16 protein-coding genes are annotated in these 26,025 nt (G+C 73.3%); 5 read left to right on the forward strand and 11 right to left on the reverse strand.

Annotation, left to right across the window (positions count from 1 at the left end):
- Positions 1 to 69: 69 nt before the first annotated feature.
- The 8 genes from ACZ6EJ_RS11810 to ACZ6EJ_RS11845 form a co-directional block, all read right to left on the reverse strand.
- Entirely contained in the window at positions 70 to 2,214 is a 2,145-nt protein-coding gene (locus tag ACZ6EJ_RS11810; RefSeq protein WP_469266538.1) for an ATP-binding protein, read from the reverse strand.
- Between the two features lie 321 nt (positions 2,215 to 2,535).
- Positions 2,536 to 7,854 carry a pullulanase-type alpha-1,6-glucosidase gene (pulA, locus tag ACZ6EJ_RS11815; RefSeq protein WP_469266472.1) on the reverse strand — a complete coding sequence of 1,773 codons (5,319 nt, stop codon included), beginning with the start codon at positions 7,852 to 7,854 and terminating at the stop codon, positions 2,536 to 2,538.
- A gap of 78 nt (positions 7,855 to 7,932) precedes the next feature.
- On the reverse strand, positions 7,933 to 9,648 hold the full coding sequence (locus ACZ6EJ_RS11820; RefSeq protein WP_469266474.1) for a carbohydrate-binding module family 20 domain-containing protein: 1,716 nt from the start codon (positions 9,646 to 9,648) through the stop codon (positions 7,933 to 7,935).
- A gap of 265 nt (positions 9,649 to 9,913) precedes the next feature.
- Complete coding sequence (locus tag ACZ6EJ_RS11825) at positions 9,914 to 10,972, reverse strand: LacI family DNA-binding transcriptional regulator (RefSeq protein ID WP_469266475.1); 1,059 nt, start codon at positions 10,970 to 10,972, stop codon at positions 9,914 to 9,916.
- Entirely contained in the window at positions 10,957 to 12,684 is a 1,728-nt protein-coding gene (locus ACZ6EJ_RS11830) for a glycoside hydrolase family 13 protein (protein ID WP_469266477.1), read from the reverse strand. The genes ACZ6EJ_RS11825 and ACZ6EJ_RS11830 overlap by 16 nt, the downstream gene beginning before the upstream one ends.
- Before the next feature lie 90 nt (positions 12,685 to 12,774).
- On the reverse strand, positions 12,775 to 13,653 hold the full coding sequence (locus tag ACZ6EJ_RS11835) for a sugar ABC transporter permease (RefSeq protein WP_469266478.1): 879 nt from the start codon (positions 13,651 to 13,653) through the stop codon (positions 12,775 to 12,777).
- Positions 13,650 to 14,669, reverse strand: a complete 1,020-nt coding sequence (locus tag ACZ6EJ_RS11840) for a carbohydrate ABC transporter permease (protein WP_469266480.1) — start codon at positions 14,667 to 14,669, stop codon at positions 13,650 to 13,652. Before ACZ6EJ_RS11840 ends, ACZ6EJ_RS11835 begins: the two co-directional genes overlap by 4 nt.
- Before the next feature lie 19 nt (positions 14,670 to 14,688).
- The gene (locus tag ACZ6EJ_RS11845; RefSeq protein ID WP_469266481.1) at positions 14,689 to 15,957 is read right to left on the reverse strand and encodes an extracellular solute-binding protein; all 1,269 of its coding nucleotides are present in this window, start codon (positions 15,955 to 15,957) and stop codon (positions 14,689 to 14,691) included.
- A 346-nt stretch (positions 15,958 to 16,303) separates the two neighbouring features.
- On the opposite strand from ACZ6EJ_RS11845, the gene ACZ6EJ_RS11850 reads away from it, so the two are divergent.
- Positions 16,304 to 17,347: a LacI family DNA-binding transcriptional regulator gene (locus tag ACZ6EJ_RS11850; protein ID WP_469266482.1), complete on the forward strand. Its 1,044-nt coding sequence runs from the start codon at positions 16,304 to 16,306 to the stop codon at positions 17,345 to 17,347.
- Positions 17,348 to 17,433: 86 nt separating this feature from the next.
- Positions 17,434 to 18,417, forward strand: a complete 984-nt coding sequence (locus tag ACZ6EJ_RS11855) for a phosphatase PAP2 family protein (RefSeq protein ID WP_469266483.1) — start codon at positions 17,434 to 17,436, stop codon at positions 18,415 to 18,417.
- A gap of 31 nt (positions 18,418 to 18,448) precedes the next feature.
- Here the strand turns inward: ACZ6EJ_RS11855 and ACZ6EJ_RS11860 are convergent, their stop codons facing one another.
- From ACZ6EJ_RS11860 to ACZ6EJ_RS11870, 3 genes are all read right to left on the reverse strand, one after another.
- Positions 18,449 to 21,445, reverse strand: coding sequence for a bifunctional [glutamine synthetase] adenylyltransferase/[glutamine synthetase]-adenylyl-L-tyrosine phosphorylase (locus ACZ6EJ_RS11860; protein ID WP_469266485.1), 2,997 nt, complete (start codon positions 21,443 to 21,445; stop codon positions 18,449 to 18,451).
- A gap of 76 nt (positions 21,446 to 21,521) precedes the next feature.
- Entirely contained in the window at positions 21,522 to 22,385 is an 864-nt protein-coding gene (locus ACZ6EJ_RS11865) for a putative protein N(5)-glutamine methyltransferase (RefSeq protein ID WP_469266486.1), read from the reverse strand.
- A gap of 327 nt (positions 22,386 to 22,712) precedes the next feature.
- Positions 22,713 to 23,477 carry a GntR family transcriptional regulator gene (locus tag ACZ6EJ_RS11870; protein ID WP_469266488.1) on the reverse strand — a complete coding sequence of 255 codons (765 nt, stop codon included), beginning with the start codon at positions 23,475 to 23,477 and terminating at the stop codon, positions 22,713 to 22,715.
- A 160-nt stretch (positions 23,478 to 23,637) separates the two neighbouring features.
- Between ACZ6EJ_RS11870 and ACZ6EJ_RS11875 the strand changes: the two genes are divergently transcribed.
- From ACZ6EJ_RS11875 to ACZ6EJ_RS11885, 3 genes are all read left to right on the forward strand, one after another.
- Positions 23,638 to 23,976: a hypothetical protein gene (locus tag ACZ6EJ_RS11875; RefSeq protein ID WP_469266540.1), complete on the forward strand. Its 339-nt coding sequence runs from the start codon at positions 23,638 to 23,640 to the stop codon at positions 23,974 to 23,976.
- A 334-nt stretch (positions 23,977 to 24,310) separates the two neighbouring features.
- On the forward strand, positions 24,311 to 24,607 hold the full coding sequence (locus ACZ6EJ_RS11880) for a hypothetical protein (protein WP_469266489.1): 297 nt from the start codon (positions 24,311 to 24,313) through the stop codon (positions 24,605 to 24,607).
- 225 nt (positions 24,608 to 24,832) lie between these two features.
- Positions 24,833 to 25,972 (forward strand): hypothetical protein, encoded by a 1,140-nt coding sequence (locus ACZ6EJ_RS11885; RefSeq protein WP_469266491.1) that lies wholly within the window; start codon positions 24,833 to 24,835, stop codon positions 25,970 to 25,972.
- Positions 25,973 to 26,025 lie beyond the last annotated feature (53 nt).

Below are 26,025 nucleotides of genomic sequence, written 5' to 3' on the forward strand. Positions count from 1 at the left end.
TAGCCCAGGGCCGCCGCCGCACCCGGTGAGGGTCCCGTGCGCCTCCGCGCCCGCGCCCCGGACGCGCGGTCAGAGCTGGAGTTCGCTGCGGAGCGCGGCGGCGAGCCCGACCTCCGCGTTGTCGGACCGGCCGCGCTCGAAGGCCCGCTGGTAGGCCGCGTCGCCCACGGCCGCCCGCGCCTGGCGCTCGAACGCCTCGCGGATCGGCCGCAGCTCGGGCGTGCCGCGCTGCGGGTGGCCGACCATCCGCCAGTACGCGTACCCCGTGCCGTAGATCCGCGCGGCCTGCGCCCCCGCGCCCTGGGCGGCGATCGCGGCGGCCAGGAGGTCCAGGCCCATCGCGATCCCGAAGCTGTCACGGAGCCGGTGCTTGCCCGCGAGCATCGAGCGGGCGTGCGCGGCGGACGCCTGGGGGCGCCCCTGGAGCAGGGCGATCAGGGCGAGTTGGTAGTCGGCGTAAGCGCGGGTCCAGTACTCGCCGCCCTGTTCGCAGGTCCGGCGCAGCGCGGTGGCGGCCGCCTCCGACTCCGCGAGCCGGCCCAGGGCCGTCAGCGCGAAGACGGTGACGAGGCGGCAACGCAGCCGGTGGGCGGAGCTCTCGGGCACCCGGTCGGTCATGCGCAGCACGCGTTCGGCCGCCTCCAGGGCCTCGGTGGGCCGCCCGGTCATCAGCCGGGTGAGGCCGCAGAGGTAGGTCGCGCCCAGCATCCCCTCGTCGTCCCGCTCGTGCAGGGCGGTGGCGGTGCAGAGCGCGCCGTACTTCTCGGCGGTCGTGAAGTCGCCCTGGAGCAGGGCCGCGACCCCGAGCACCCAGCGCAGCCGGGTCTGGTGGGCCGCCTCGACGGGTCCCGCGTCCAGCGCGCGCCGGGCGTAGCTCCGGGCCTTGGTCAGATGGCCGCAGCAGGCCCAGAAGAAGCCGACCCGGCCCGCCATCTCCTGGGCCCCGCCGACGTCGTGCACGAGGAGGTGTTCCAGGGCGGCGCACAGGTCGAGGTGGACGTCGGAGACCTTGTGGTACCAGAACACCTGGTCCGTGCCGGTCCATCCCTCGTGGGCGCGGCGGGCGAGGCCGAGGAAGCAGGCGGCGTGCCGCTCGGCCGCCGCCCGCTCCTCCCCCAGCTCCGCGAGCCACATGCGGCCGTACTCGCGCAGGGTGTCGAGCATCCGGTAGCGGTGGCCGTCGCGTTGGACGACGGACTGGGCCACCAGGCCCTGGAGCGCCCGGTCGACGGCGTCCGGGGTGAGCGGGCCCCCCGCGCAGACCTGCCGGACGGCCTCCGCGTCGAAGTCGGTGCGCAGGGGGGTGAGCCGGGCCCACAGGAGGCGTTCGAGGGGGGTGCACAGCTCGTGGGACCAGCCGATGGCGGTGCGCAGGGTCCGGTGGCGGCGGGGCCACGCCGACGCGTCCGCGAGGAGGTCGAGGCGGGACGTGGCCGCCGCTCCGGCGCCGCCGTCCGGGCCGTCGGGGTCGCGGCCCGCACCCTCGGCCCGGTCCGCCCCGCCGCCGTGCTCGGTGGCGGTGAAGCGGGAGCCGATGCGGGCGGCGAGCTGGACCACGGTCTGCCGGCCGATGCCCGCAGCGGCCAGCTCGATGGCGAGCGGGATGCCCTCCAGGCGGCGGCAGATCTCGGCGGCCGCCGCCTCCTCCTCGGGGGTGTCGAGCGCGGCGCGCGGGTCGGCCGCGCGCAGCCGGTCGGCGAAGAGGCGCAGGGCGTCGGGCGCGCCGTCCACCGGGAGGGGCGGCACGTCGATCACGTGCTCCCCGCGGGTGCCCAGCGGTCGCCTGCTGGTGACCAGGACGGTGAGGCCGGGCGCGGTGGTGAGGACCTCGGCCAGCAGGTGCGAGCACGCACGGCGCAGGTGCTCGGCGGAGTCGAGGACCAGCAGGAGGCGCTTGTCGCCGAGCCACTCGCAGAGCACCTCGACGGGCATCCGCAGGGTGTGGTCGGCGAGCCCGACCGCGTCGGAGACGGTGGGCAGCAGCAGCCGGTCGTCGTAGAGCGGGGAGAGGTCGGCCCACCACGCGCCGTCCGGGTAGTGGTCGGCGGCGGCGCGGGCGGCCCGGACCGCGAGCCGGGTCTTGCCGACGCCGCCGGGGCCGATCAGGGTGGTCATCCGCCGGGTGGTCAACGCGGTGCGCAGCCGGGCCAGTTCGGCCCGCCTCCCGACGAAGGTGCTCGTCTCCTCGGGAAGGTATCCCACCTGGGTCATCATCACCGTCCGCACGCTGGGGCAGGGGCGTCGGCGAGCCGGCCGCCCGGTGCGGGGCGCTGCCGCGTGGACCGGCCCGGGGGGGGGGGGGCGCGAGGGGGGGGGGGGGGGGGGGGGGGGGGGGGGAGGGGGAGGGGGGGGGGGGGGGGGGGGAGCCGCCCGCCCCACAGCCCCCCCCCCCCCCCCCCCTGTTCTCCCCCCCCCCCCCCCCCCCCCCCCCCCCCCCCCCCCCCCCCCCCCCCCCCGCCCCCCCGGGGCGGTCGGCCGAGGCGGCTGTCGCGGCTCCGTCGCCGACGTCTGCGGACACCGTAGTGCCGCCGGAGGTCAGCTCAGGACGAAGACCGCCGCCGTGCGGCCCGGTACGGTGAAACTGGCTGATTTCGTGTCGTACCTGGCTCGTTTGACCAGCGGGTCCCCGCCCGCCGCCTGGACCGGGTGCAGGGCGTACGTCCGCCCCTTCGGGGTCGCGAGCCGCTGGACGGCGGGGCCGGGCGCGGCGTTGAGGACGACGACGAGCCGGCCCAGCCGCATGGTGATCACGCCGGGGGTCTCGTCCTTCCCGGAGAGCGGGAAGGAGAGGGCGGACTGCACCTGCGCGGTGGTGGGCAGGGAGAACTCCTTCTCCCCCGTGCGGATGGCGAGCAGGTCGCGGTAGGCGGCGGACGCGGCATCGATCTGCGCGCAGCCGGGGGCGATCGCCGACGCGGAGGCCAGCAGGGGCCGGGCGTAGGGCCACTTGTCCGCGTTGTCGCCGGCCGGCGGCAGGCCCCGGCCGAAGCCGTTGCCGTCGCGGCAGTCCCAGTGCAGGGCGTTGAACCAGTCGCCGCTGTCGTAGGAGTTGCGGTCCAGCGACTTGGAGCGCAGCAGGTCCGTGCCCGCCTGGGAGAGCGAGGGCCCCTGGGAGAGGACGGCGGCCGCCATGGCGACGACCTGGGCCCTGGCCCGTTCGCCGGGCGCGGACCCGGCCGGGAGCTTGAAGGCGAGGGCGTCGAACAGCGTCTCGTTGTCGTGGGCGTCGGAGTAGGCGAGGGCGTCGCCGGGGGCGGACGCGTAACCGGCGGGGGCTCCGTTGTAGTCGACGTCGGAGCCCTTGACCCGGCGGCCGGAGGTGTCGGTGAAGGTGTAGTCGGCGAGGTTCCCGGTGAGGCCGACCTTGATCAGGTCCTGGTAGTGCAGCAGTCGGGCCCGCTGCTCGGCGCGGGTGCCGTTGGCCGGGGAGGCGTTGGGGTCGGTGTAGAGCCCGCTGGCGAAGCCCTGGACGCCGGGGTCGCCGTCGAAGGGGCCGCCGCCGCGCACGGCGTCGCGGGCGCGGTCGGAGAAGGTGGCGACGCCGGTGCCGGCCATGTTCTTCTGGGTGGCCTGGACGAAGCGGGCGTCGTCCGCCACCTCGCCGAAGTTCCAGCCCTCCCCGTACAGGATGACCTTCTTCCCGTCGACGCCGTCCCTGGCGGGCGTGAGTCCGTCCAGGGCCTCGCGGACGGCGAGGATGTTGGCCTTGGGGTGGTGGCCCATGAGGTCGAAGCGGAAGCCGTCGACCTTGTACTCCCTGGCCCAGGTGACGACCGAGTCGACGACGAGCTTGCCCATCATGGTGTGCTCGGGCGCGGTGTTGGCGCAGCAGGTGGAGGTGGCGACGGAGCCGTCCGCCAGGAGCCGCTGGTAGTAGCCGGGCACGATGCGGTCCAGGACCGACTTGTCGTCCTGCCCGGAGGCGACGGTGTGGTTGTAGACGACGTCCATGACGGTCCGCAGCCCGGCCCGGTTGAGCCCCTGCACCATCTGCCGGAACTCGACCGTGCGCCGGGGGCCGTCCGGGTCGGAGGCGTAGGAGCCCTCGGGGACGGTGTAGTGCAGCGGGTCGTAGCCCCAGTTGAAGCCGTCCCCGGCGGCGGACGCGCCGACGCAGGCCTGCTGCTCCGCGGAGTCGGGGGCGTGGGCGGACAGGTCGCAGGCGGGCTCCGCCCGGTCCTCCTTCCTCTCCGGGACGGTCCCGAGGTCGAAGACGGGCAGGAGGTGGACGTGGCTGGTGCCGGAGTCGGCCAGCTTCCTCAGGTGCCGCATCCCGCGCGAGCGGGTGTCGGTGAAGGCGCGGTACTCGCCGGGGTGCTGCGCCGTGCGGTCGGTGAGGGAGAAGTCCCGGACGTGCAGCTCCTGGATCTGGGCGTCGCGCAGCGGGGTGGCGGCGGGCTTCTCCAGGGTGGACCAGCCGCGCGGCGCCAGCTCCGGGTCGGCGAGGTCGACGACGAGGCTGCGGGCGGAGTCGGCGGTCAGGGCGGTGGAGTAGGGGTCGGTGACCTTGTTGGTGACCGTCTTCCGGACGGTGGGGGCCCAGACGGTCACGGCGTACCGGTAGGGCTTGCCCCGCCAGCTCTTCTCCCCGGTGGCCGACCAGACGCCGGTGCGGTCGTCGCGCCTCATCGGGACGGTGCGGCCGTCGAGTTCGAGCGAGACGGTCCGGGCGGTGGGGGCCCACAGCGACAGGGTGGGCGTGCCGGCGCGGAAGACCGGGCCGAGGGCGGCCGAGGCGGCGTTCCTGCCGTACAGGTCGTCCAGGACGCCCGCGGTCTGTACGCCGGTGGCGGCGAGCAGGGCCCCGTCGGCGGCGCGCTGGGTGGCGATGACCTGGCCGCGCAGCGACGCGCGGACCCGGTCCCGGTCGCGGGCGTCCACGGTGAACGCCGGGTAGTCCTTGAGGTGGGGGTGTTTCGCCCGCTGTGCGTCGTCGAGCGCGGTCGGGGCGAGGCGCAGCCAGCGGCCCTCGTCGGAGAGCGCCCCGTCGACGACGGAGATGCCGCCGTCCTCCGCGTACACGAGCTGCTGGCTGGTGGCGTCGGTGGCCTTCACCTTCCAGACGACGGTGTCCGCGTCGATCCACTGCGCCTCGGCCCTGGAGAGGTCGGGGGCCGGGCCGCCGCCGGTCTGCGGGAGGAGGTGGCCGGGCCGGCCGCCGAGCAACCAGACCTCGTGGCCGTACGTGGCGAGGTCGAGCGACTGGTCGGTGGGCAGGTCCTTCTCGTCGCCCTTGTGCAGGATGTAGCTGAGCGAGGCGGCCCCGTCGACGAGCGGCACCTCGAAGGTGGCCCCGTAGGCGTTCTTCTTCACGGGCATCAGCGGCTCGGCCCAGTCGGTGGGCTCCTTGGCCCCGGCCCAGGTGTGCAGCCCCCACCCGTCGTAGTCCCCGTCCGGGCGGTGGTAGTGGAGGACGGCCTTGGCGGTGTCCTGCGGCGGGGTCTCGGGGGCTTCGGTGCGCTGCCCGTCCTCCCCCTGCTCGATCCAGACCTGGCCGGTCGCGCCGAGGTCGATGGTCCGCCGCGGGCCGTCGGCCGTGCCGTCCTTCTCGACGGTGTACGGGAGCGAGGTCGCGCCCTCCTCCAAGTCCAGCCAGGCGAAGGCCCCGAAGGCGTCCCGTCCGATGAACTCGGCTGACGCGCTGCCCGACGTGAGCTGCCAGCCCTCGTAGTCGCCGTCGGCGCGCCGGTAGTGGACGACCGCGTGGTCGCGTTGGACGGCGACCGGTTCGGCGGGCGGCGGGGCCTGGCCGGCGGTGGTCGAGGCGAGGGCGCCGGCGGTGCGGCCCGTCCGGTCCACGACGACGGCCTTGTAGCGCAGCGGGGCGCCCGCCTTCACCGTCGCGTCGAGGTGCTGGGTGACCTTGTACGGGGCGTGGTCGGCCGAACCGAGCGTCTTCCACTCACCCTCGCCCGCCTGGGCGGCGAAGACGACCCGGCTCAAAGGGTCGCCGTCCACGTCGGCGGTGATCTCGACGGTGCCGGTCGCTCCGGCGGCCGGGGCCACGAGGGAGATCGCGGGCGCGGCGGCCGGGGGGCCGACCGGCCGGTCCGCGCGGAGCACGACGGTGGAGAGGGCGGGGACGGTGAGGGCGACCCGCTTGTCGGCGCCGCTGCGGAGCGTGCCCGAACCGCCGTACAGCGTACGGAAGTCCATGCCGGCCGACTCGGTGGCGAGCTGGACCTCGCGCGGCGCGGCGGAGTTGTTGGAGGCGAACAGGTACTCGTACGGGCGCTTCGCCTCGATGCGGGAGACGGCGTGCACCGGCCCCCGCGCGTGCCGCTGGATCTGGACGCCGTCACGCAGCGCCGGGTGTTCCCCGGTGAGCTTCGCCAGCGCGGCGATGGAGCGGTAGAGCGGGTGCGCGGTGTCGTACGCGTCGGAGGCGTGCGTGCGGTCGGTGCCGAGCTGGTCGTCGTCGAGGTAGTCGGCGGTCTTCGAGGCGAAGAGGGTCTGACGGGAGTCCTTGTCGCCGCCCGCGCCGGTGAAGCCCTGCTCGTCGCCGTAGTAGACGACCGGGTTGCCGCGGCCGAGGAACATCAGCTCGTTGGCGAGCCGGGCGCGCCGCACCAGCTCCGCGTCGTCGGCCTGCGGGTTGTCCTGCTTCAGGAAGGTCCCGATGCGGCCCATGTCGTGGTTGCCGAGGAAGGTGACCTGCTCGTAGGCGTTGGCCTTGTCGGTGGTGTAGCGGTAGTCGTTCCCGTACACCGAGGCGAGCCCGTCGGCGGGCGCGCCCCGGGAGGCGAACTGCCGGGCGGCGTCCTGGAAGGGGAAGTCCAGCGTGGAGTCCAGCCGGCCCCGGGTGACATACGGGGAGGTGATCTCGGTGTCGGCGGAGTAGACCTCGCCGAACAGGAAGAAGTCGTCCCGGCCGCGCTCGGCCGCGTAGTCGTCGAGCGCGGTGGCCCACTGGGTCCAGAAGTCCAGGTCGACGTGTTTGACGGTGTCGACGCGGAAGCCGTCGACGTCGAAGTCGCGGACCCACTTCTCGTAGATCCTCGCCATGCCCCGCACGACCTCGGGACGCTCGGTCCACAGGTCGTCGAGGCCGGAGAAGTCGCCGTACTCGGTGGACTCGCCGGCCCACGTCGAGTCGCCCCGGTTGTGGTACATGGTCGGGTCGTTGAGCCAGGACGGCACCTTCACGGCGGCGCCGGGGGCCTGCACGGGGGTGTACGGGAAGGAGTCCCGGTCCACCTTCTTCACGCCTTCGCGGTCGTCGAAGGGGCGGCCGTCCCGGTCGAGGTGGGGGAAGGCGCCCTTCGGCTTGTATCCGTAGGCCTTCTCGGCGTAATCGACGGTGTCGGCGGTGTGGTTGGTGATGACGTCGAAGAAGACCTTCATGCCCTTGGCGTGGGCCTTGTCGATCAGCTTCTCCAGGTCGGCGTTGGTGCCGAAGTGCGGATCGACCTGGGTGAAGTCGGTGATCCAGTAGCCGTGGTAGCCGGCCGAGGCGTCCTTGCCGGCGCCCTGGACGGGCCGGTTCTTGAAGATCGGGGCCATCCAGATGGCGGTGGTGCCGAGGCCCTTGATGTAGTCGAGCTTCTGGGCCAGGCCCTTGAGGTCGCCACCCTGGTAGAAGCCCTTGTCGGCGGGGTCGTAGCCGGTCTCCGGGCGTGCGCCGGCGAGTCCGCCGCGGTCGTTGGAACGGTCGCCGTTGGCGAAGCGGTCGGGCAGCACGAAGTAGAACTGCTCGCGCGTGAGGTCGTGCCGGGCCGGCTCGCGCGCGAGTGCGGCGTTCGAGGGCGGGGACGGCGGCCGGGGCGGCGCGGCGGCCGCGGCCGAGGGGACGACGGGCAGCAGGGCCGCGCACAGGGCCGCCACCGCCCCTCGCCTGAGGGTGGTTCGGGACACGGAGGGTGCTCCTCGGCTGGGATCGGTCGGGGGCGGGCCGGCGGTGGGAGCCGCCGGCCCGTTCGGGGGTGGGATCGGTCAGGGGCGCCAGACGTCGCCGGTCAGCGCGACCCTGCCGGAGGCGGGGACGGTGGCGGTGCGGTTGGCGCCGCTCTCCCAGGTGACGTTTCCGGCGGCGTCCTCGCGGACGTACTTGTAGGCGAACGTGGTCCCGGCGGGCAGGGCCACGTCCAGCTTCCAGACGGGGTACGCCGCCGGGTCGAGCTTCGGCGCGTTCGCCGGGTTCCAGTCGCCGAGGGCGGCCCGGTCGCCGGTGACGTGGATGCTCTGGCCGAGCCGCGTGGTGGCGGTGACGCCGAAGGAGGCGCCGGTCGGGCCGTCGCCCGGCTCGGGGGTGGAACCTCCGCCGCACGAGCGGGCGTTGACGTGCAGGGCCAGGGCCGCGCCGGGGGCGACGGTGGCGGTGAACCGCCCGGAGCCGTCGACGCGCACGCCCTTGCCGGACTGCACGTCGCAGTAGTCGCCGGCGGGCAGCGAGGTCTGGAAGGTGCGACCGAGCGCGGAGCCGGTGTGGTTGAGGACGGCGTACGCCGTGGAGCCCCGGCCGAAGGCGATCCGGTCCCCGCCGTCGTCCCACCAGTCGGTGACGCCCTGGCCGTGCGCCGCGTTGCGGAAGCCGACCATGGAGGCGATCTCCCGCCACGCGTGCTGGCACGTCCAGCCGTCGCTGTGACAGGCGTTCACGTGGCCGCCGTTGGGCGGTCCGGCGTCGCGGTCGCTGAACCCGTAGCCGGAGTGGACGTCCGGGGAGCCGTAGGGCCAGGCCAGCATGAACACGTTGGCCAGCGTGTAGGCGGAACCGTCCTTGTGGCTCAGGGTGTCGCCGCCCCGCTCGGTGTCGTGGTTGTCGACGAAGACGGCGGACTTCCCGGACTCCACGAAGCCCCAGCCCTCGCCGAAGTTCTTCAGGTGCGCCAGGTTCTCGTGGAGGAAGACCTGCTTGAGGCTCCGCCCGTACCGGAACTCCTGGACGTCCCCGCTGCCCAGGTACTCGGAGGGCGAGACGGCCTCGCCGGCGCCGTGGATCGCCTCGTGCTTCCAGTGGACGTTCGGATCGCTCAGCCGGGACTTGACGGCGGCGAGGTCGGCGGCGGGCATGTGCTTGGCCGCGTCGATCCGGAAGCCGTCGACGCCGAGCGAGAGCAGGTCGTCGAGGTAGCCGGCGATCCTGCCGCGTACGTACTCCTCGCCGGTGTCCAGGTCGGCCAGGCCGACCAGTTCGCAGTTCTGGACGTCGGCCCGGTTCCGGTAGTCCGTGACCTCGGACCGGCAGTCGTCGAGGTCGTGGCCCGAATAGAGGCCCGGATAGCCGTACTTGGTGTAGGCGGAGCCGCCGGTGCCGGTGCCGCCGCCTGCCGCCATGTGGTTGACGACGGCGTCCGCGACGACCTTGACCCCGGCCGCATGACACGTGTCCACCATGGCGGAGAAGGCGGCCCGGTCGCCGAGCCGGCCGGCGATCTCGTAGCTGACGGGCTGGTAGGACGTCCACCACTGGCCGCCCTGGACGTGCTCCTGGGGCGGCGAGACCTGGACGTAGCCGTAGCCCGCCGGACCGAGGCTGTCCGTACACGCCTTGGCTACGGAGGCGAACCTCCACTCGAACATCACGGCGGTGACGTCCCTGCCGCCCGGAGCGGCGGCCCGAGCCGAGCCCGCCCCGCCGAATCCGGTGGGGACGACGAGGGCGGCGGCCACGAGGGCGAGTGCGGCGGAGAGGGGTCTGCGTGCCATGTCTTTCCTCCTGCGGGTGGAGAAACGCGGGTGACCGAGCAGCCTCTTCCGGCAACGCGCCCTGCCCTCAAGGCTCATGAAGCTTCTTGCTGCAAGAATGCAAAGCTTGCCGCGCAGCCGACCGTACGAGCCCGTCCGGTACCGGTCAACCCTTGTGACATCTCCCGCTCACATCCGGGAAACAGCGGCGCCATCCGTCCGCAAGACCTTGCGCAACCCCTTGCGCCGCTGCTACGTCGCACCCCCTCCGACCCCGGTACCGCCGTCAGCCGGTGCGTACCGCCGCCGTCGAGCCCCGCACCACCAGCTCGGGCTGGAAGACGTACTCGGTGCGCTGCACCGGGCTCCCGCCGATCTCCTCCAGCAGCGCGCCCACCGCGGCCGCCGCCATGGCCTGCACGGGCTGGCGGACCGTGGTCAGCGGCGGATCGGTGAACGCGATGAGCTGCGAGTCGTCGAAGCCGACGACGGAGACGTCGCGGGGCACGTCGAGCCCCCTCCCCCGAGCGGCCCGCACCACGCCCAGGGCCATCAGGTCGCTGCCGCAGACGATGCCGGTGCAGCCGGCGTCCAGCAGGGCCCCGGCCGCCACCTGCCCGCCCTCGACGCCGAACAGCGTGGAGCAGACGAGCCGTTCGGCGTCGCCCCGGTCCATGCCGAGCAGGGAGGGGGCCGCCGCCACGAACCCGTCGCGCTTGCGGCGGGAGGGCACGTACCGGAGCGGTCCGACGGCGAGGCCGACCCGGCGGTGGCCGAGGTCGGCCAGGTGCCCGAGGGCCATCCGCACGGCGGCGCTGTCGTCGGGCGAGACGAAGGGGGCGCTGATGCGTTCGTTGTAGCCGTTGATCAGGACGAACGGCACGCCGCGCTCGGTGAGCGCGGCGTACCGCGCCGGGTCGGCGGAGGTGTCCGCGTGCAGCCCGGAGAGGAAGACGATGCCGCCGACGCCCCGCTCGACGAGCTGCTCGACCAGCTCGTCCTCGGTCGCCCCGCCCGGCAGTTGGGTGCAGAGCACGGGGGTGAAGCCGTGCCCGGCCAGCACCTGTTCGACGGACTGGGCGAACGCCGGGAAGATCGGGTTGGTGAGTTCGGGCGTCACCAGGCCGATCAGCCCGGCGCTGCGCTGACGCAGCCGCACGGGCCGCTCGTAGCCCAGGATGTCGAGCGCCGCGAGCACCCGCTGGCGCGTGGCGTCCGCGACGCCCTGCTTCCCGTTCAGGACGCGGCTGACCGTGGCCTCGCTGACCGCCGCCTGACCGGCGATGTCGCTGAGGCGGGGCGGGACGCCGGTCCTGGACGCGGGCAGTGTCACACCGTCCACCACACCGCGGTGTCGGCGGGCAGCTCGACCTCGCCGCCGTCCGGGGCGACCGGGGAGCTGGCGAGCAGCACCCGGCCGGGGGCGGCGACGCGGACCGGGGCGCCGGTGGTGTTGACGGTGCAGACGAAGCCGGGGCGGGCGAAGGCGAGGACGCCCTCGGGGGTGTCCAGCCATTCGACGGACGAGCCCGCGCCGAGGCCGGGGTGGTCGCGGCGGGCCGCGATGGCGGCCCGGTACAGCTCCAGCGTGGAGCCCTCCACGCCGGTCTGCGCCTCGACGGACAGCTCGCCCCAGCAGGCGGGCTGCGGGAGCCAGCTCCCGCCGTCGCCGAAGCCGTAGCTGCTGCCCTCGCGGGTCCACGGGATCGGCACCCGGCATCCGTCGCGGAAGCCGTCCTGGCCCGCGGCGCGGAAGAACGACGGGTCCTGGCGGACCTCGTCGGGCAGGTCGGTGACGTCGGGCAGGCCCAGCTCCTCGCCCTGGTAGACGTAGGCGGAGCCGGGGAGGGCCAGCATCAGGAGGGTGGCGGCGCGGGCCCGGCGCAGGCCCAGCTCGCGGTCGCCGGGGGTGCGGATCTGGGTGCCCAGGCCCGGCGGGTTGGCGAACCGGGTGGCGTGGCGGGTGACGTCGTGGTTGGAGAGCACCCAGGTGGTGGGCGCGCCGACCGGGCGCATCGCGTCGAGCGAGGCGTCGATGACCGCGCGCAGCTCGGCGGCGTCCCAGGCGGTGGAGAGGTACTGGAAGTTGAACGCCTGGTGCATCTCGTCGGGGCGCACGTAGTGGGCGGTGCGCTCCACGGTGGGGGTCCATGCCTCGGCCACGGCGATCCGCCCGCCCGTCACCCGCCGCCGCCCTTCTGTCGAAGGCCCTTCGGTCCCCATGGCATCCGGATACTCGTCGAGGATGGTGCGCCAACTGCGGTAGATCTCGTGCACGCCGTCCTGGTCGAAGAAGGGCATGACGTCGTTGCCGAGCAGCTTGAGCTGGTCGTGCGCGCCGAGGTCGGGCAGGCCCTCCGCCTTGACGAGGCCGTGGGCGACGTCGACCCGGAAGCCGTCGACGCCCATGTCGAGCCAGAACCGCAGGATGGAGCGGAACTCGTCGGCGACGGCCGGGTGTTCCCAGTTGAAGTCGGGCTGCTCGGGGGCGAAGAGGTGGAGGTACCAGTCGCCCGGCGTGCCGTCCGGGTTGGCGGTGCGGGTCCAGGCGGGGCCGCCGAAGATGGACTCCCAGTCGTTGGGCGGGAGTTCGCCGTCCGCGCCCTTGCCGGGGCGGAAGTGGTAGCGCTCGCGCAGGGCGGAGCCGGGGCCCTCGGCCAGGGCGCGCTTGAACCACTCGTGCTGGTCGGAGGAGTGGTTGGGCACCAGGTCGACGATGATGCGCAGGCCCAGGCCGTGGGCCTCGCGGATCAGCGCGTCGGCGTCCAGCAGGGTGCCGAACATCGGGTCGATGGCCCGGTAGTCGGAGACGTCGTAGCCCGCGTCCGCCTGCGGGGAGGCGTAGAAGGGGCTCAGCCAGACCGCGTCGACGCCCAGGTCCCGCAGGTGGGGCAGACGGGCGGTGATACCGGCGAGGTCGCCCATGCCGTCGCCGTCGCCGTCGGCGAAGCTCCGCGGATAGACCTGGTAGATCACCGCGTCCCGCCACCAGTCGGTGCGGTGGTCCGGGGCGTCGGGGGACGTGCCGGTAGAGGGGGCAGCGAGGTGCTGGGTCATGTCATCCCTGGGGTGTCTGGAGGGGAGGCGGCGCCGGCGACCGGAGCGCGGGCGCCGCCGTGACGGTGCGGTGGGGCGGGGCGCGGGGCCTCAGCCCTTGACGGCTCCGGCGGACATGCCGGTGACCAGGTGCTTCTGGGCGAAGAGGAACACCAGGGCGGCCGGGATGGCGATGAGGACGGAGGCCGCGGTCATCGGCCCCCACTGCGCTCCGTACTGGTTGACGAACTTCTGGAGTCCGCCGGCGAGCGTGAGGTTCTCGTCGCCCACCAGGAAGGCGGAGGCGTACGCCACCTCGCCCCAGGCGGTGATGAAGGAGTAGAACGCGGTGACGGCGAGGCCCGGCTTGGCCAGCGGCAGGATGAGCCGCCAGAAGGTGCCGAACGGGGTGAGGCCGTCGACCTCGCCCGACTCGTCGATCTCGCGCGGGATGGTGTCGAAGAAGCCCTTCATCATCCAGGCGCAGAACGGGACCGAGATGGTGAGGTAGGTGATGACGAGGCCGGCGGGCTGGTTGAGCAGTCCGAGGCTCGACATGATGTTGTAGATCGGCACGATGAGGACGGCGACCGGGAACATCTGGGTGATCAGCAGCGTCCACATCAGCCCGCGCTTGCCGGGGAAGCGGAAGCGGCTGACGGCGTAGCCGGTGGTGGCGGCGACGAAGACGCCGATCACGGTGGAGAGTCCGGCGATGATCGCGGAGTTGGCGAACCAGCTCAGGAACTCGGTGTCGCGGAGCAGGTCGGTGTAGTTGACGAACGTCGTCTCGCGGAAGAAGTCCGAGGTGGTCGCGTACTTGGCGGGCTTGAGCGAGGTCAGCAGGACCCACAGCACCGGGAAGACGGCGATCACCGAGGCGGTGATCAGGGTGAGGTGGAGCCCGACGGAGGCGAGCGGGGAGCGCTCGCCGCGCAGCCGGACCTTGCCCGCGGCGTGCCGGGCGGGGGTTTCGGTCGCGGTGGTCACCAGTTGTCTCCCTGGGAGCGCAGGACTCGCCGGTAGACCACGGCGAAGAGCATCAGGAGCACGAGGATCAGCACGCCCCAGGTGGAGGACTGGGCGTAGTCGCGCGGGCTGATCTCGAAGGAGAACTTGTACGCCTGGGTCACCAGGATCTGGGTGGCCTCGCCGGGTCCGCCGCGGGTCAGCAGGAAGATCACCGGGAACATGTTGAAGGTCCAGATGGTGGAGAGCAGGACCACCGTGGTGGAGACCGGGCGCAGTCCGGGCAGCGTGATGTGGCGGAAGCGCTGCCAGGCGGTCGCGCCGTCCATCTCGGCCGCCTCGTACTGCTCGGAGGGGATGGACTGGAGTCCGCCGAGGAGGGCGACCATCATGAACGGGACGCCGAGCCAGACGTTGACGGCGATGACGGAGAACTTCGCCCAGGTGGGGTCGTTCAGCCACGGGACGCCGTCGACGCCCGCTCCGCCGAGGATCTGGTTGAGCAGCCCGCGGTCCTCGTTGTAGAGGAAGCGCCAGGCGAAGACCGAGACGAAACCGGGGATGGCCCAGGGCAGGATGAGGGCCATGCGGTAGGCGGAGCGCCCGGCGATGCGGCGGTTGAGGATGTTGGCCAGGGCCATGCCGAGGGCGAACGTGACGCTCACGCAGGAGACCGTCCACACCAGTGTCCAGCCGAGCGTGCCGAGGAACTGCGAGCCGGTCAGCGCCTCGACGTAGTTGTCGGCGCCGACGAACTCGTAGGTGGCGGGCAGTTGGTTGACCCCGATGGAGCGGGCGACGTTGCGCTCGTCGGCGTCGGTCATCGAGAGGTAGACGCCGCGGAGCAGCGGGTAGCCGATGATCACGCCGATCACGACGACGACCGGGGCGACCATCGTCCAGGCGTACCAGTGGGTCGACAGGGCCCGGCGCGTGCGGCCGGACTTCGGTGGTGGGGTGCCAGTACCGCGGCTCCGGCCGCGGGCGACGCTCTCGCCCGCGGCCTTCACCACCGACTGGCTGGTGTGGACAGCCATCAGTCGGCCAACCTTCCTGTTACTTCCAGTCCTTCAGGAGCTTGCGGTAGGAGTCGCCGGTGGCCTTGGCGGCCTTCTCCGGCGTGGTCTGGCCGGTGAGGACCTTGGTGTACTCGATGCCGAGCGGCGGGAAGAGGCTGCCGCCCTCGGGGATCCAGGGGCGCTCGACGGCGGTCTCGACGACCGGCTTGAAGAAGCCGACGATCTCGCTGTCCACGGCCTCCTTCTTGGCGTACGCGGAGGTCCGGGTGGGGAGCAGGTTCAGCTCGCCGGCGGCGGTGGCCTGGCTGTCCACGGAGGTCATGTACTCGACGAATGCGTAGGAGGCGTCGAGGTTCTTGGAGCCCGCGTAGACGGCGAGGTTGTGGCCGCCCTGCGGGGCGCCCTGGGCGGCGGAGCCGGCCGGGACCGGGGCGATGCCCAGGTTGTCCTTGTCCGTGAACTCCTTGCCGGTCAGGGTCTCGGCGACGCCCCAGGGGCCGTTGATCATCATGGCGACGTCGCCGTTCTTGAACGACTGCATCATGTTCTCCCAGCCGTCCGTCGCGTCCGTCTTCGCGGCGCCGGAGTCGACCAGCTCCTTGACGGCCTTGAACGCCTTGACGCCCTCGGGGTTGTCGACGGTGACGCTCTCGGCCTCGGCGTCGACCAGGTCGCCGCCCTCGCCGTAGAGGAAGGAGAGGAAGTAGTACGGGTCGTCGCCGCGCAGGTAGAGGCCGGTCTTGCCGGTCTTGTCCTTGATCTTCGCGGCGGCGGTCTTGAGGTCGTCCAGGTCGGCGGGGGCCTCGACGCCCGCCTTCGCCAGCAGCTTCTTGTTGTAGAAGATGCCCATGGAGTCGATGACCTGCGGTACGGCGTAGGTCTTGCCCTTGTACTCGGTCGAGGCGACGGCCTGCTTGAGGAAGTCGTCCTTCTTCTTCAGCGCGGCCGTGCCGTCCAGCGGGGCCAGGTAGCCGAGGTCGGCGAAGTCCGGCGTCCAGGCGACCTCGGCGCGGATCACGTCGGGCGCGCCGTCGCCGGCCTGGGCGGCGTTCTTGAACTTGTTCTGCGCGTCGCCGAAGGGCACGTTGACGTACTTGACGTCGACCTTCGGGTGCTTCTTCTCGAAGCCCTCGGCCAGCTTCTTGAAGACCTTGTCCTCGCTGCCGACGCTGGAGGTGTCCCACCAGGTCACCGTGCCGGACAGTTCGCCCGAACTCGTGCCGCCGCCGGACTCGTCGCCGCCGCAGGCGGTCGCCGCGAGCGCCAGGGCCGCGACCAGGGCGGTGGCCGTTATGCCACGTCGCATCTGAACTCCTTCAACTGCCGTACCGCTCCGTCGCGGCGCCGGGTCGACGTGAACGTAACAAGGATGAAAGACGACCGAAAGACCTTGCGGAAGATTTCTGCAAGGGCTGGTGATCGTTACATGCACGTGTCCGCAAGGTTGCCGTCATGCCCCTTGACGCGGGCCGCCGCCGCCCGACATCGGCAGGCGGGGCACGGTGCGGCCGCGCGTCGGCGGCCCGGCCCCGCCCCGTGGTCCACGCCCGCAAGTCCTTGCAAGCGGTTGCCGCCGGACCCGGTTCCGGCCCCCTCGGCCGGGCATCGCACACGGTGGGCAATCGGTGACCTGCCCGGTACAGTCGCATCCCATGACCGCACGGCTTGCCGATATCGCAACTCAGGCGGGGGTCAGCGAAGCAACGGTCAGCCGAGTCCTGAACGGCAAGCCCGGAGTCGCGGCGGCCACCCGCGAATCCGTCCTGGCGGCGCTCGACGTCCTCGGCTACGAACGTCCCGTACGGCTGCGCAGGCGCAGCGCGGGGCTGGTCGGCCTGATCACCCCGGAGCTGGAGAACCCGATCTTCCCGGCGCTGGCGCAGGTCATCGGCCAGGCGCTGACCCGGCAGGGCTACACCCCGGTGCTGGCGACCCAGACCCCCGGCGGCTCCACCGAGGACGAGCTGACCGAGATGCTGGTGGACCGGGGCGTCGCCGGCGTCATCTTCGTCTCCGGGCTGCACGCCGACACCTCCGCCGACATGGGGCGCTACGAGCAACTGCGCGGCCAGGGCGTCCCCTTCGTGCTGGTGAACGGCTTCTCCGACCAGGTGCGGGCCCCGTTCATCTCCCCGGACGACCGGGCCGCGATGCGGCTGGCGGTGACGCACCTGGTGGCCCTCGGGCACCGGCGCATCGGCCTCGCGGTGGGGCCCAAGCGCTTCGTGCCGGTGCTCCGCAAGATCGAGGGCTTCCACGCCACGATGCGCGAGCAGCTCGGCCTGGAGCCGGAGGAGGTGGAGGAGTTGGTCCAGCACTCCCTGTACACGCTGGAGGGCGGCCAGGCCGCCGCGTCCGCCCTGCTCGAACGCGGCTGCACGGCGGTCGTGTGCGCGAGCGACATGATGGCGCTGGGCGCGATCCGGGCGGCCCGCCGGCTCGGGCGCGAGGTGCCGCGCGACCTGTCGGTGGTGGGGTACGACGACTCGCCGCTCATAGCGTTCACCGATCCGCCGCTGACCACGATCCGCCAGCCGGTGACGGCGATGGGACAGGCGGCGGTGCGCGCGCTCCTGGAGGAGATCGGCGGAACGCCCGCCCCGCACAGCGAGTTCGTCTTCATGCCGGAGCTGGTGGTCCGCGGTTCGACCGCGTCGGGGCCCGGACACCTCCCAGGGTCCCACGCCCGTCCGTGAGGCGCAGCCCGCCGCCCAGGACGTGCGGCCCGCGCCCGACCGGGGGATGATCGAGCGGGGGAACGCATCTGGCAGACTCTGTGCCCATGGGTGAAACACACGTGACCGCACACGATGGCAGGTCGGCGACCGACCCCTCACCCATCGCGGACGAGGGGGCCCCGGCGCCCCGGCGCGGGACCCGCGTCCGCGCGCACCTGCGTGCGATGCGCTCCCCGCGCCGCCCGCGGCTGTGGTTCGAGATCCTGCTCATCGCGGTGAGTTACTGGCTGTACTCCCTCGTGCGCAACGCGGTTCCGGAGCAGAAGGCCGCGGCCCTGGCCAACGCCGACTGGATCTGGGCGGCGGAGAAGACGCTGGGCCTCGCCTTCGAGGAAACGGTCAATCACGCGGTCAATTCCGTGACATGGCTGATCGTGTCGATGAACTACTACTACGCGACCCTGCACTTCGTCGTGACCATAGGCGTGCTCGTGTGGCTCTTCCGCCGCCATCCCGGCCGGTACGCCGCCACCCGCCTGGTGCTCTTCGCGACGACGGCGGTGGCCCTCCTCGGCTACTACCTCTACCCGCTCGCCCCGCCCCGCCTGATGAACGGCGGGCACTTCATCGACACCGTGCTGCTCCACGAGACCTGGGGCTCGATGGCCTCGGGCAACTTCAAGAACATGTCCAACCAGTACGCGGCGATGCCCTCGATGCACATCGGCTGGTCGCTCTGGTGCGGGCTGACGATCTTCGCGCTGGCGTCCGCGCCCTGGGCCCGCATCCTGGGCCTGCTCTACCCGATGGCCACCCTCGTGGTGATCGTGGCCACCGCCAACCACTTCTGGCTGGACGCGGTGGGCGGCATGGTCTGCCTCGCCTTCGGTTACGCCCTGTCGTGCGGCTGGTACGGATCGCTGCCGCACCGGCTGCCGAAGCGGGTGCCGACCGGCCGCGGCAGGCTGACCGGGGTGCGGGCGGCCCGGATACCCGCCCTGGGCCGGCCGGCGGAGGCGCCCGCGCCGCGCGTGCGCGCCCCGCAGCCGGAGGCGGCGGCGGCGGCGACGGCGGCGCGCCGACCGTAGCGCGGCGGCCGACCCCTCGCCGGGGGCGGCCTCACGAGGACGCCCCGTAGAACCGCTCCTCCACCACCGCCCGAGCCCGCCGCGTGATGCGCCGGTAGTCGTCCAGCATGTCCCCGACGTGCCCCGGCTCGTACCCCAGGTAGCGGCCGACCGCCGCCGTCTCGCGCGGGTCGGAGGGGAACGTGTCGCCGGGCCGCCCCCGGACCAGCATCACCGCGTTGCGCACCCGGCTCGCCAGCACCCACGCCTCGTCCAGCGTCTGCGCCTCCTCCGCCGGGATGAGGCCCGCCGCGCACGCGGCGGCCAGCGCCTCCCTGGTCCGGGTGGTGCGCAGCCCCGGCTCCGCCCAGCCGTGCCGCATCTGGAGGAGCTGCACGGTCCACTCGACGTCGCTCAGCCCGCCCCGGCCCAGTTTGGCTTGGAGGGTGGGGTCCGCGCCGCGCGGCATCCGCTCGGACTCCATCCGCGCCTTGAGCCGGCGGATCTCGCGCACGGCGTCCTCGCCGAGGCCCTCCGCGGGGTAGCGCAGCGGGTCGACCAGCTCGACGAACGCGCGCCCCAGCTCCTCGTCGCCGGCGATCGGCACGGCCCGCAGCAGCGCCTGGCTCTCCCAGACCAGCGACCAGCGGCGGTAGTAGGCGGCGTACGACTTCAACGTGCGCACCAGGGGCCCGCTGCGGCCCTCCGGGCGCAGGTCGGCGTCGATCAGCAGCGGCGGATCGGCCGTGGGCAGTTGCAGCAGCCGCCGCATCTCGGAGATGACGGTCCCGGCGGCCCTGCTCGCCTCCTCGTCGCTGACGCCGTCGCGGGGCCGGTGGACGAAGAGGACGTCGGCGTCGGAGCCGTAGCTCAGCTCGTGCCCGCCGAAGCGGCCCATGCCGATGACGGCGAAGCGGGTCGGCAGGGTGTCGCCCCACCGCTCGCGGACGGCGGCCCGCAGCGCCCCCGCGATCGCGACGGCGTTGAGGTCGGTGACGGCCGAGCCGACGCGGTCCACCAGGGCCCCGTGGTCCTGCTCGGCGGGGTTCTCCTCGGTGCCGTACGAGCCGATGAGGTCGGCGGCCGTCGTACGGAACAGCTCCCTCCGCCGCACCCCGCGCACCGCGGCGATGGCGGACTCCGCGTCGGCCGCCCGGCCCACCGCCGCCAGCACCTCCTGCTCCAGGTGGGCGCGGGTGCGCGGCCGCAGCCCCTCCGGGTCGCCGAGGATCGCCACCGCCTCGGGGGCCCGCATCAGCAGGTCCGGGGCGAGGCGGCCGCCGGAGAGGACCCGCGCCAGGTTCTCCGCGGCGGCCCCCTCGTCGCGCAGGAGCCGCAGATACCACGGGGTCTTGCCGAGCGCGTCGGACACCTTGCGGAAGCCCAGCAGCCCGGCGTCCGGGTCGGCGGAGTCCGCGAACCAGCCGAGCAGCACCGGCAGCAGGGTGCGCTGGATGGCGGCCTTGCGGGAGACGCCAGAGGACAGCGCCTCCAGATGCCGCAGGGCGGCGGCGGGGTCGGCGTAGCCGAGGGCCTCCAGGCGGTGCGCGGCGGCCTTCGCGCTGAGCCGGGACTCGGCCGGCGCCAGTTGCGCGACGGCGTCCAGCAGCGGCCGGTAGAAGATCTTCTCGTGCAGCCTGCGCACGACGGAGGTGTGCCGCTTCCACGCCTTGCGCAGCTCGGGCACCGGGTCGGTGCGCATCCCCAGCGACCGCCCGAGCCGCCGCAGGTCGGCCTCCCCCTCGGGGACCAGGTGGGTGCGGCGCAGCCGGTAGAGCTGGATGCGGTGCTCCATGGAGCGCAGGAAGCGGTACGCCTCGTCGAGCTGGGCGGCGTCCGCCCGGCCGACGTAACCGCCCTCGGCGAGCGCCCGCAGGGCCTCCAGCGTCGTGCCGCTGCGCAGGGAGGCGTCGCTGCGGCCGTGCACGAGCTGGAGGAGCTGTACGGCGAACTCCACGTCCCGCAGCCCGCCGGGGCCGAGCTTCAGCTCCCGGTCGATCCGGTCGGGGGGGATGTTGTCGACGACGCGGCGGCGCATCTTCTGGACGTCGGGGACGAAGTTCTCCCGGTCGGCGGCCTGCCAGACCAGCGGGGCCACGGCCTCGACGTACTCCGCGCCCAGCTCCAGGTCGCCGGCGACGGCGCGGGCCTTCAGCAGAGCCTGGAACTCCCAGGTCTTCGCCCAGCGCTGGTAGTAGGCCAGGTGCGAGCTGAGCGTCCGCACCAGGGGGCCGTTGCGTCCCTCCGGGCGGAGGTTGGCGTCGACCGGCCAGATCGTGCCCTCGACGGTGGTGTCGGAGCAGATCCGCATCATGTGGGCGGCCAGCCGGGTGGCCGCCTGCATGGCCCCGGTCTCGTCGGCCCCCTCGCGCGCCTCCCCGACGAAGATCACGTCCACGTCGGAGACGTAGTTCAACTCCTGCCCGCCGCACTTGCCCATCGCGACGACCGCGAGCCGGCACAGCGCCGCGTCCTCGGGGGCGGCCGCCCTGGCGATGGCGAGGGCGGCGCGCAGGGTGGCTGTGGCGAGGTCGGCCAGCTCGCGGGCGGTCTGGGCGAGGCCGGTGGTGCCGCAGACGTCCCGCGCGGCCAGGGTGAGCAGGCACCGGCGGTAGGCGGTCCGCAGCGCGTCCGGTTCGGTGGCCTCCGCGAGAGCGCGTTCGAACTCGGCGACCTGGGGGTGCAGGTCGGCGGCCTCGTACGTGACGAGCGCCTGCCAGTCCCGCGGGTGCCGGGCCAGGTGGTCCCCCAGCGCCTCGGAGGCCCCGAGGACCCCGAGGAGCCGGTCGCGCAGGGGTTTGGCGGTGATGAGGGTGTCCAGGAGCACCTGGCGCTCGTGCGGCTCCTCGGCCTCCACGAGCCGGACCAGCCCGCGCAGGGCCAGATCCGGGTCGGCGGTGGCCCCGAGCGCCTCCAGGAGGACCGGGTCGGACCGTACGGAGGCCAGGGCGTCCAGGTTCAGGAGTCGCTCGGCGGCGGACGGGTCGGTGAATCCGTGCCGCAGCAGTCTGATGAACGTACTGCTTCCGCGTCCCGGCGCCGTGGTCATCCCGTGCTCTCCCGCCAACCGAACCGAACTGTCCCTGGGTGCGTTGCCGCGTCGCCGCGTCACAGCCCTCCCGAGCCTAGTCCCGCGCGGGCGGGTCCGGAGTGGGGGTGGCGTCCGCCCGGCGGTCGGGGCGGCGCGGGCCCGGCCCCGCCGTGCCGATGACGACGGTGGCGTACAGCTCCTCGCAGACCTCGACGCGCGCGCTCAGTCCGGCGGAGCGCAGGATGTCCACCGCCGTCTCCCGCTGCCGCTCGCCGGCCTCCATGAGGAGGCTGCCGCCGGGCGCGAGCCAGTGCGGGGCCTCGGCGGCGACCCGGCGCATGACGTCGAGGCCGTCGCCGCCGCCGTCGAGGGCGACGAGCGGTTCGTGGACGCGGGCCTCGGCGGGGAGGAGGGCGACGTCGGCGGTGGGGACGTAGGGGACGTTGGCCAGCAGCACGTCGACCCGGCCGCGCAGTTCGGCGGGGAGCGGGGCGAACAGGTCGCCCCGGTGGACGCGCCCGAGCCCGCCGACGTTGCGGCGGGCACAGCGCACGGCGGCGGGCTCGACGTCGCAGGCGTGGAGTTCGGCCCGGTCCACGGCGGTGGCGAGGGCGACGCCGAGCGCGCCCGAGCCGCAGCAGAGGTCGACGACGACGGCCCGGTCGGGGGCGAGGGCGGCGGCCTGCCGCACCAGGAACTCCGTACGGCGGCGGGGGACGAAGACGCCGGCGTCCACGGAGAAGCGGCGGCCGCAGAACTCGGCCCAGCCCACGACGTGTTCCAGCGGGAACCCGGAGGCCCGGCGGCGGATCAGGGCGGCCAGCTCGGCCGGGGAGGCGGCGGCCTCGTGGAGGAGCCGGGCCTCGTCCTCGGCGAAGACGCAGCCCGCGCGGCGCAGGGCGTCGGCGGTGGAGGCGAGGGAGTGCGGGAGGTGGGGAGCCGGAGAGTGGACCGACATGGAGGAGAAGCCTTTCGGAGGAGCCCGATGGGCGCTCCCCGATCGCTTCATGCCGTCCGGTCGGCTGCCGCCGGCCCTTCGACGCGATCATGCGAGGCGAGCACCCAGCCTGATACAGCGGTAATGGGTCTCACCTCCTCGGTCGGTCCCTCGGTACGAGGGGGTCGTCACCTTACAACACCGCGCGGGGGCGGTACGGGGCGCGGTCGGCGGCCGGCGCCGCCACGGCTCGCGGGGGCGGCCCCTGGGCAGGCGGCTCCCGGCCCGGCCCGACGCCCCGGCCCCCGGTCGGGCCGGGAGGGGGCGCGGGCGCGGCGGGCTCCGGGGTCACGCGTCGGGCTGCTCGACGGGGATCTCGTACGCGATCTCCCAGCGGATGTCCGGCACGATGATGTCGGCCGTCTCCACCGGGCGGCCCTCCCGGTCGTAGTACGTGCGCTCCACCAGGGTGACCAGGTCGCCCACGGAGATGCCGAGCAGGTTCGCGTGCTCCCGCGTCGCACGGGCCGGGCGCGGCACTTCGAGGGCGGTGGCGATGAACACGCCGATGGACCGCATCCGCTCGACGACGCCGATCCTGCCCTGCGGCCCCATCTCGGGGAGCAGGGCGGGGGTGCCGCCGGTGATGGCCATGGGCTCCCAGCTCTTGGAGATCTGGACGGGCAGCCCGTCGGCGAGGAACTCGTAGTCGGTCATGACGCAGAGGTCGCCGGGCTCGATCGCCAGCCGTTCGGCGACGTCCGCCGGCGCGGGGACGCGGGCGGTGCTGTGGCACTCCCAGTCGGCCTCGTAGTCGTGCTCGTTCATGGCGCGGGCGAACGGGCTGCCGCCGCGATCCTCCCGGTGGCGCGAGCGGACCATGCGGCGGCGCTCGCGGGCCTGGCGGACGTACGTGCCCGATCCGGCGCGGCCTTCGAGGATGCCCTCGATGATCAGGCGCTCCATGGCCCGCTGGGCGACGGACTGGCCGACGCCGTACTCCTCGGCGAACCGTGCTCGGGACGGCAGCTTCTCCCCGACCGCCCATTCCCCGGCCCGCACGCGGGCTCGCAGAGCGTCGGCCACCTGCAGGAACGACTTGTCACGTGGCATCAGAGCAGCTCCGTGGGTCGGACGTCGATGTGAGCGTCGGTGTTGACAAAGCTAACCCATCAGGTTGAAGCTGAATATTCAGCATTACATGGAGTGACATTCGGTCCATCAGGGGAGAAGTGTGCGCTCTGCACAAGCGCGGTTCGCGGCGCTGGCCGGGATGCTCAGCGCCGCCATGGGCACCGAGCCGCGGGTGATCGCCGACCGGGACGCCTTCCGCGTGGAGGCGGACGTTCCCGCGGAGTTCAGCGCCACCGCGCACACAGCCGTCCTCGCCGCCCTGGCCACGGCGGACCGCTACGGACACACCCTCACCCGCACCTCCGAATTCGTCTGGGCCGAGATCAACAGAGAGGCGAACGTGACCACGACCGATTCCCCCGACGCGGCGTACCGCGCCCTGCTCGGCCACACGATGACATGCCCCGCCTGCCGCACGGGCGCGAACTGCCCCGACGCCACGAAGCTCGTCCGCGCCTGGCGGGAAGCCCGCAGGTGAAGCACGGCCCCCACCCCGGCTACCCCCGCCGGCGCGGTCCGAACGCCCGGACGCCCGCACGGGACCGCCAAGCCCCGTACGCCCGGTCGCCCGCACGGGACCGCCAAGCCCCGTACGCGCCCCCGGACCCGCCCCCTCCCCACCGGCCCGAAGCCGACCGGGCCCGCCCCTGCCCCCTGACGGCTCCCCACCCCCGGCTTCTCCCCCCGGCCCCCGCCCCCGGCCGCCGACGCCCCGGAGGCGCGGCCGGGCCGTACGCCACCCATCCACCGACGACGGAGGCGCCCATGCGCACCACCCGCCACGGCTTACCCGCACCGTCGGGGAGGCCCCGATGATCCCGCTCACCGCCACGGACGTCCGCGTCTGCGAGGCGTGCTGGAACGCCCCGGTCACCGCCGCCCGACACACGCCCGGCGGCCGCGACCTGCTCTGCGCGGAGTGCGCGGAGGGCGACTACCCGCGCCGCGTCGACCTCTTCCCCCCGTTCGGCGTCTACGGCCTGACGGCCCGCAAGGTGCTGAACGACGGCCGCCACGGCAGCGGCCCGCCCCGCACCCCGCCCGACCAGGGCCCGCCCCTCCCCCACCCGCCCCCGACCCCGTCCCCTCCGGGCACCCCGCCGGTCTGACCACCGGCGCACTTCCCTGACCGGGCCCGCGCCCGTCAGAAGGCGGAGGCGGGTCCGGTCGGGAGAACACGCCCGAGCGAACCACCGGTCAACCGATTGGCACTCAAGTGGCGTACGTCACTAACCTGTCGGCCCATGGTTACCTTGGGGGAGGCCGGACGCACCGGTACAGGCGCCTATCGCGGATTCACCCGCGCGAAGCGCGTGTTTCACCAGCGTTCCTTATTGGCCGACATCAGATATCGAGCAACTGTCGAAGCCCTCCGTCCGGGCCGCAGACGGGACGACCCGATCCCACCCGCCATCGCTCAGGCAGCCAGGCTGCTGTGCGACGAGATGGACTACGTGGAGATTCCGGAGGAGCGCAGCCGCGGACTCATCAGGGGGGTGCGGCGCAGGTTCCAGGAGAGCGTCACCCACGGGGTCCGCTTCCCGGAGTGGCGGCACGGGATGAACACCACGTTCTTCAGGCGCCTCGGCCTCTGGGGCCAGCGGACGGCTGAGACGGCGAAGGGGAGCGAAGCCCTCGCCCTCGCAGGGCTCACGCCCGGCCCCGAGCAGGCAGCCCTGTTCGGCAAGCGCTTCTCCGTGGCCACCTACGGGCTCCTGATCGAAGCGCGTGGGCCGTCCGACGCGGAAGAGGCCCTGCGCGTGGAGATGGCCAACGAGATCCTCCACGGCATGTCGGACGAAGGCCGTGTCGAGCGCTATCGGCTGCTCCAGGACGCGGTGAACTCGGTGGCCACCGGGCTGGCGACCATGGCGACGAGTTACCTGGGCTTCGGCCAGTCCTTCGATGACGCCCTGGCCTTCAGCGGCGCGACCTTCGCCGTCGCGGCGGGTGTCACCGCGGCTCGGCATCTCGGCCCCCAGGTTCTGGGGGAGAAGATGACGGAGGCGCGGCGGCAGGCGAGGAACTGGCTCTTCTCCCTGCACGCCTGGATGATCGGTTACGTCGTGTGGGGGCAGGGGGCGGTGGAGCGGGGCGAGTACGAGGGGCTCGACCAGTTGGCCTACATCGCCCGGTGCCTCGCCACCCGCGATGCGGAGGTCCCCGACCTCCCGCGAGACGAGACCATCCAGGAGGACCTGGTGCTGCTCATCGAGAACGCCGAACGGGCCGGCGACACCGAGCTGACCGCGGCGCTCATGAGGCTGCAAGGCGTCCTGCGCTGGAGGAGCGAGCACTTGGGCTCAGCCATCGGCAACCTCATCGCCACGATCCAGAACGTGCCGGACATCGATGAGGACATCAGCGCCCCCCTCGCGCTGAACAACGGCGAAACCGGCCCGCCCGCCCTCCCCTCCTCCCGAAGCCCCGACACCGCGACCAGAGAGCCGCGCGCCGAAATCCCCCCTTCCTGATCCCACCCCGCACGACCTCGCGGCCCCGACTCGCATCGGGGCCGCGAGGCCCA

The sequence above is a fragment of the Streptomyces sp. NPDC041970 genome (assembly GCF_055588985.1).

Excerpts from the sequence above, each read along its gene's own strand:
- ACZ6EJ_RS11875 (WP_469266540.1), top strand. The coding sequence starts at position 23,638 with ATGCTCAGCGCCGCCATGGGCACCGAGCCGCGGGTGATCGCCGACCGG.
- ACZ6EJ_RS11830 (WP_469266477.1), bottom strand. The coding sequence starts at position 12,684 with ATGACCCAGCACCTCGCTGCCCCCTCTACCGGCACGTCCCCCGACGCC.
- ACZ6EJ_RS11855 (WP_469266483.1), top strand. The coding sequence starts at position 17,434 with ATGGGTGAAACACACGTGACCGCACACGATGGCAGGTCGGCGACCGAC.
- ACZ6EJ_RS11865 (WP_469266486.1), bottom strand. The coding sequence starts at position 22,385 with ATGTCGGTCCACTCTCCGGCTCCCCACCTCCCGCACTCCCTCGCCTCC.
- ACZ6EJ_RS11850 (WP_469266482.1), top strand. The coding sequence starts at position 16,304 with ATGACCGCACGGCTTGCCGATATCGCAACTCAGGCGGGGGTCAGCGAA.
- ACZ6EJ_RS11840 (WP_469266480.1), bottom strand. The coding sequence starts at position 14,669 with ATGGCTGTCCACACCAGCCAGTCGGTGGTGAAGGCCGCGGGCGAGAGC.
- ACZ6EJ_RS11860 (WP_469266485.1), bottom strand. The coding sequence starts at position 21,445 with ATGACCACGGCGCCGGGACGCGGAAGCAGTACGTTCATCAGACTGCTG.
- ACZ6EJ_RS11845 (WP_469266481.1), bottom strand. The coding sequence starts at position 15,957 with ATGCGACGTGGCATAACGGCCACCGCCCTGGTCGCGGCCCTGGCGCTC.
- ACZ6EJ_RS11820 (WP_469266474.1), bottom strand. The coding sequence starts at position 9,648 with ATGGCACGCAGACCCCTCTCCGCCGCACTCGCCCTCGTGGCCGCCGCC.
- ACZ6EJ_RS11880 (WP_469266489.1), top strand. The coding sequence starts at position 24,311 with ATGATCCCGCTCACCGCCACGGACGTCCGCGTCTGCGAGGCGTGCTGG.
- ACZ6EJ_RS11870 (WP_469266488.1), bottom strand. The coding sequence starts at position 23,477 with ATGCCACGTGACAAGTCGTTCCTGCAGGTGGCCGACGCTCTGCGAGCC.
- ACZ6EJ_RS11810 (WP_469266538.1), bottom strand. The coding sequence starts at position 2,214 with ATGATGACCCAGGTGGGATACCTTCCCGAGGAGACGAGCACCTTCGTC.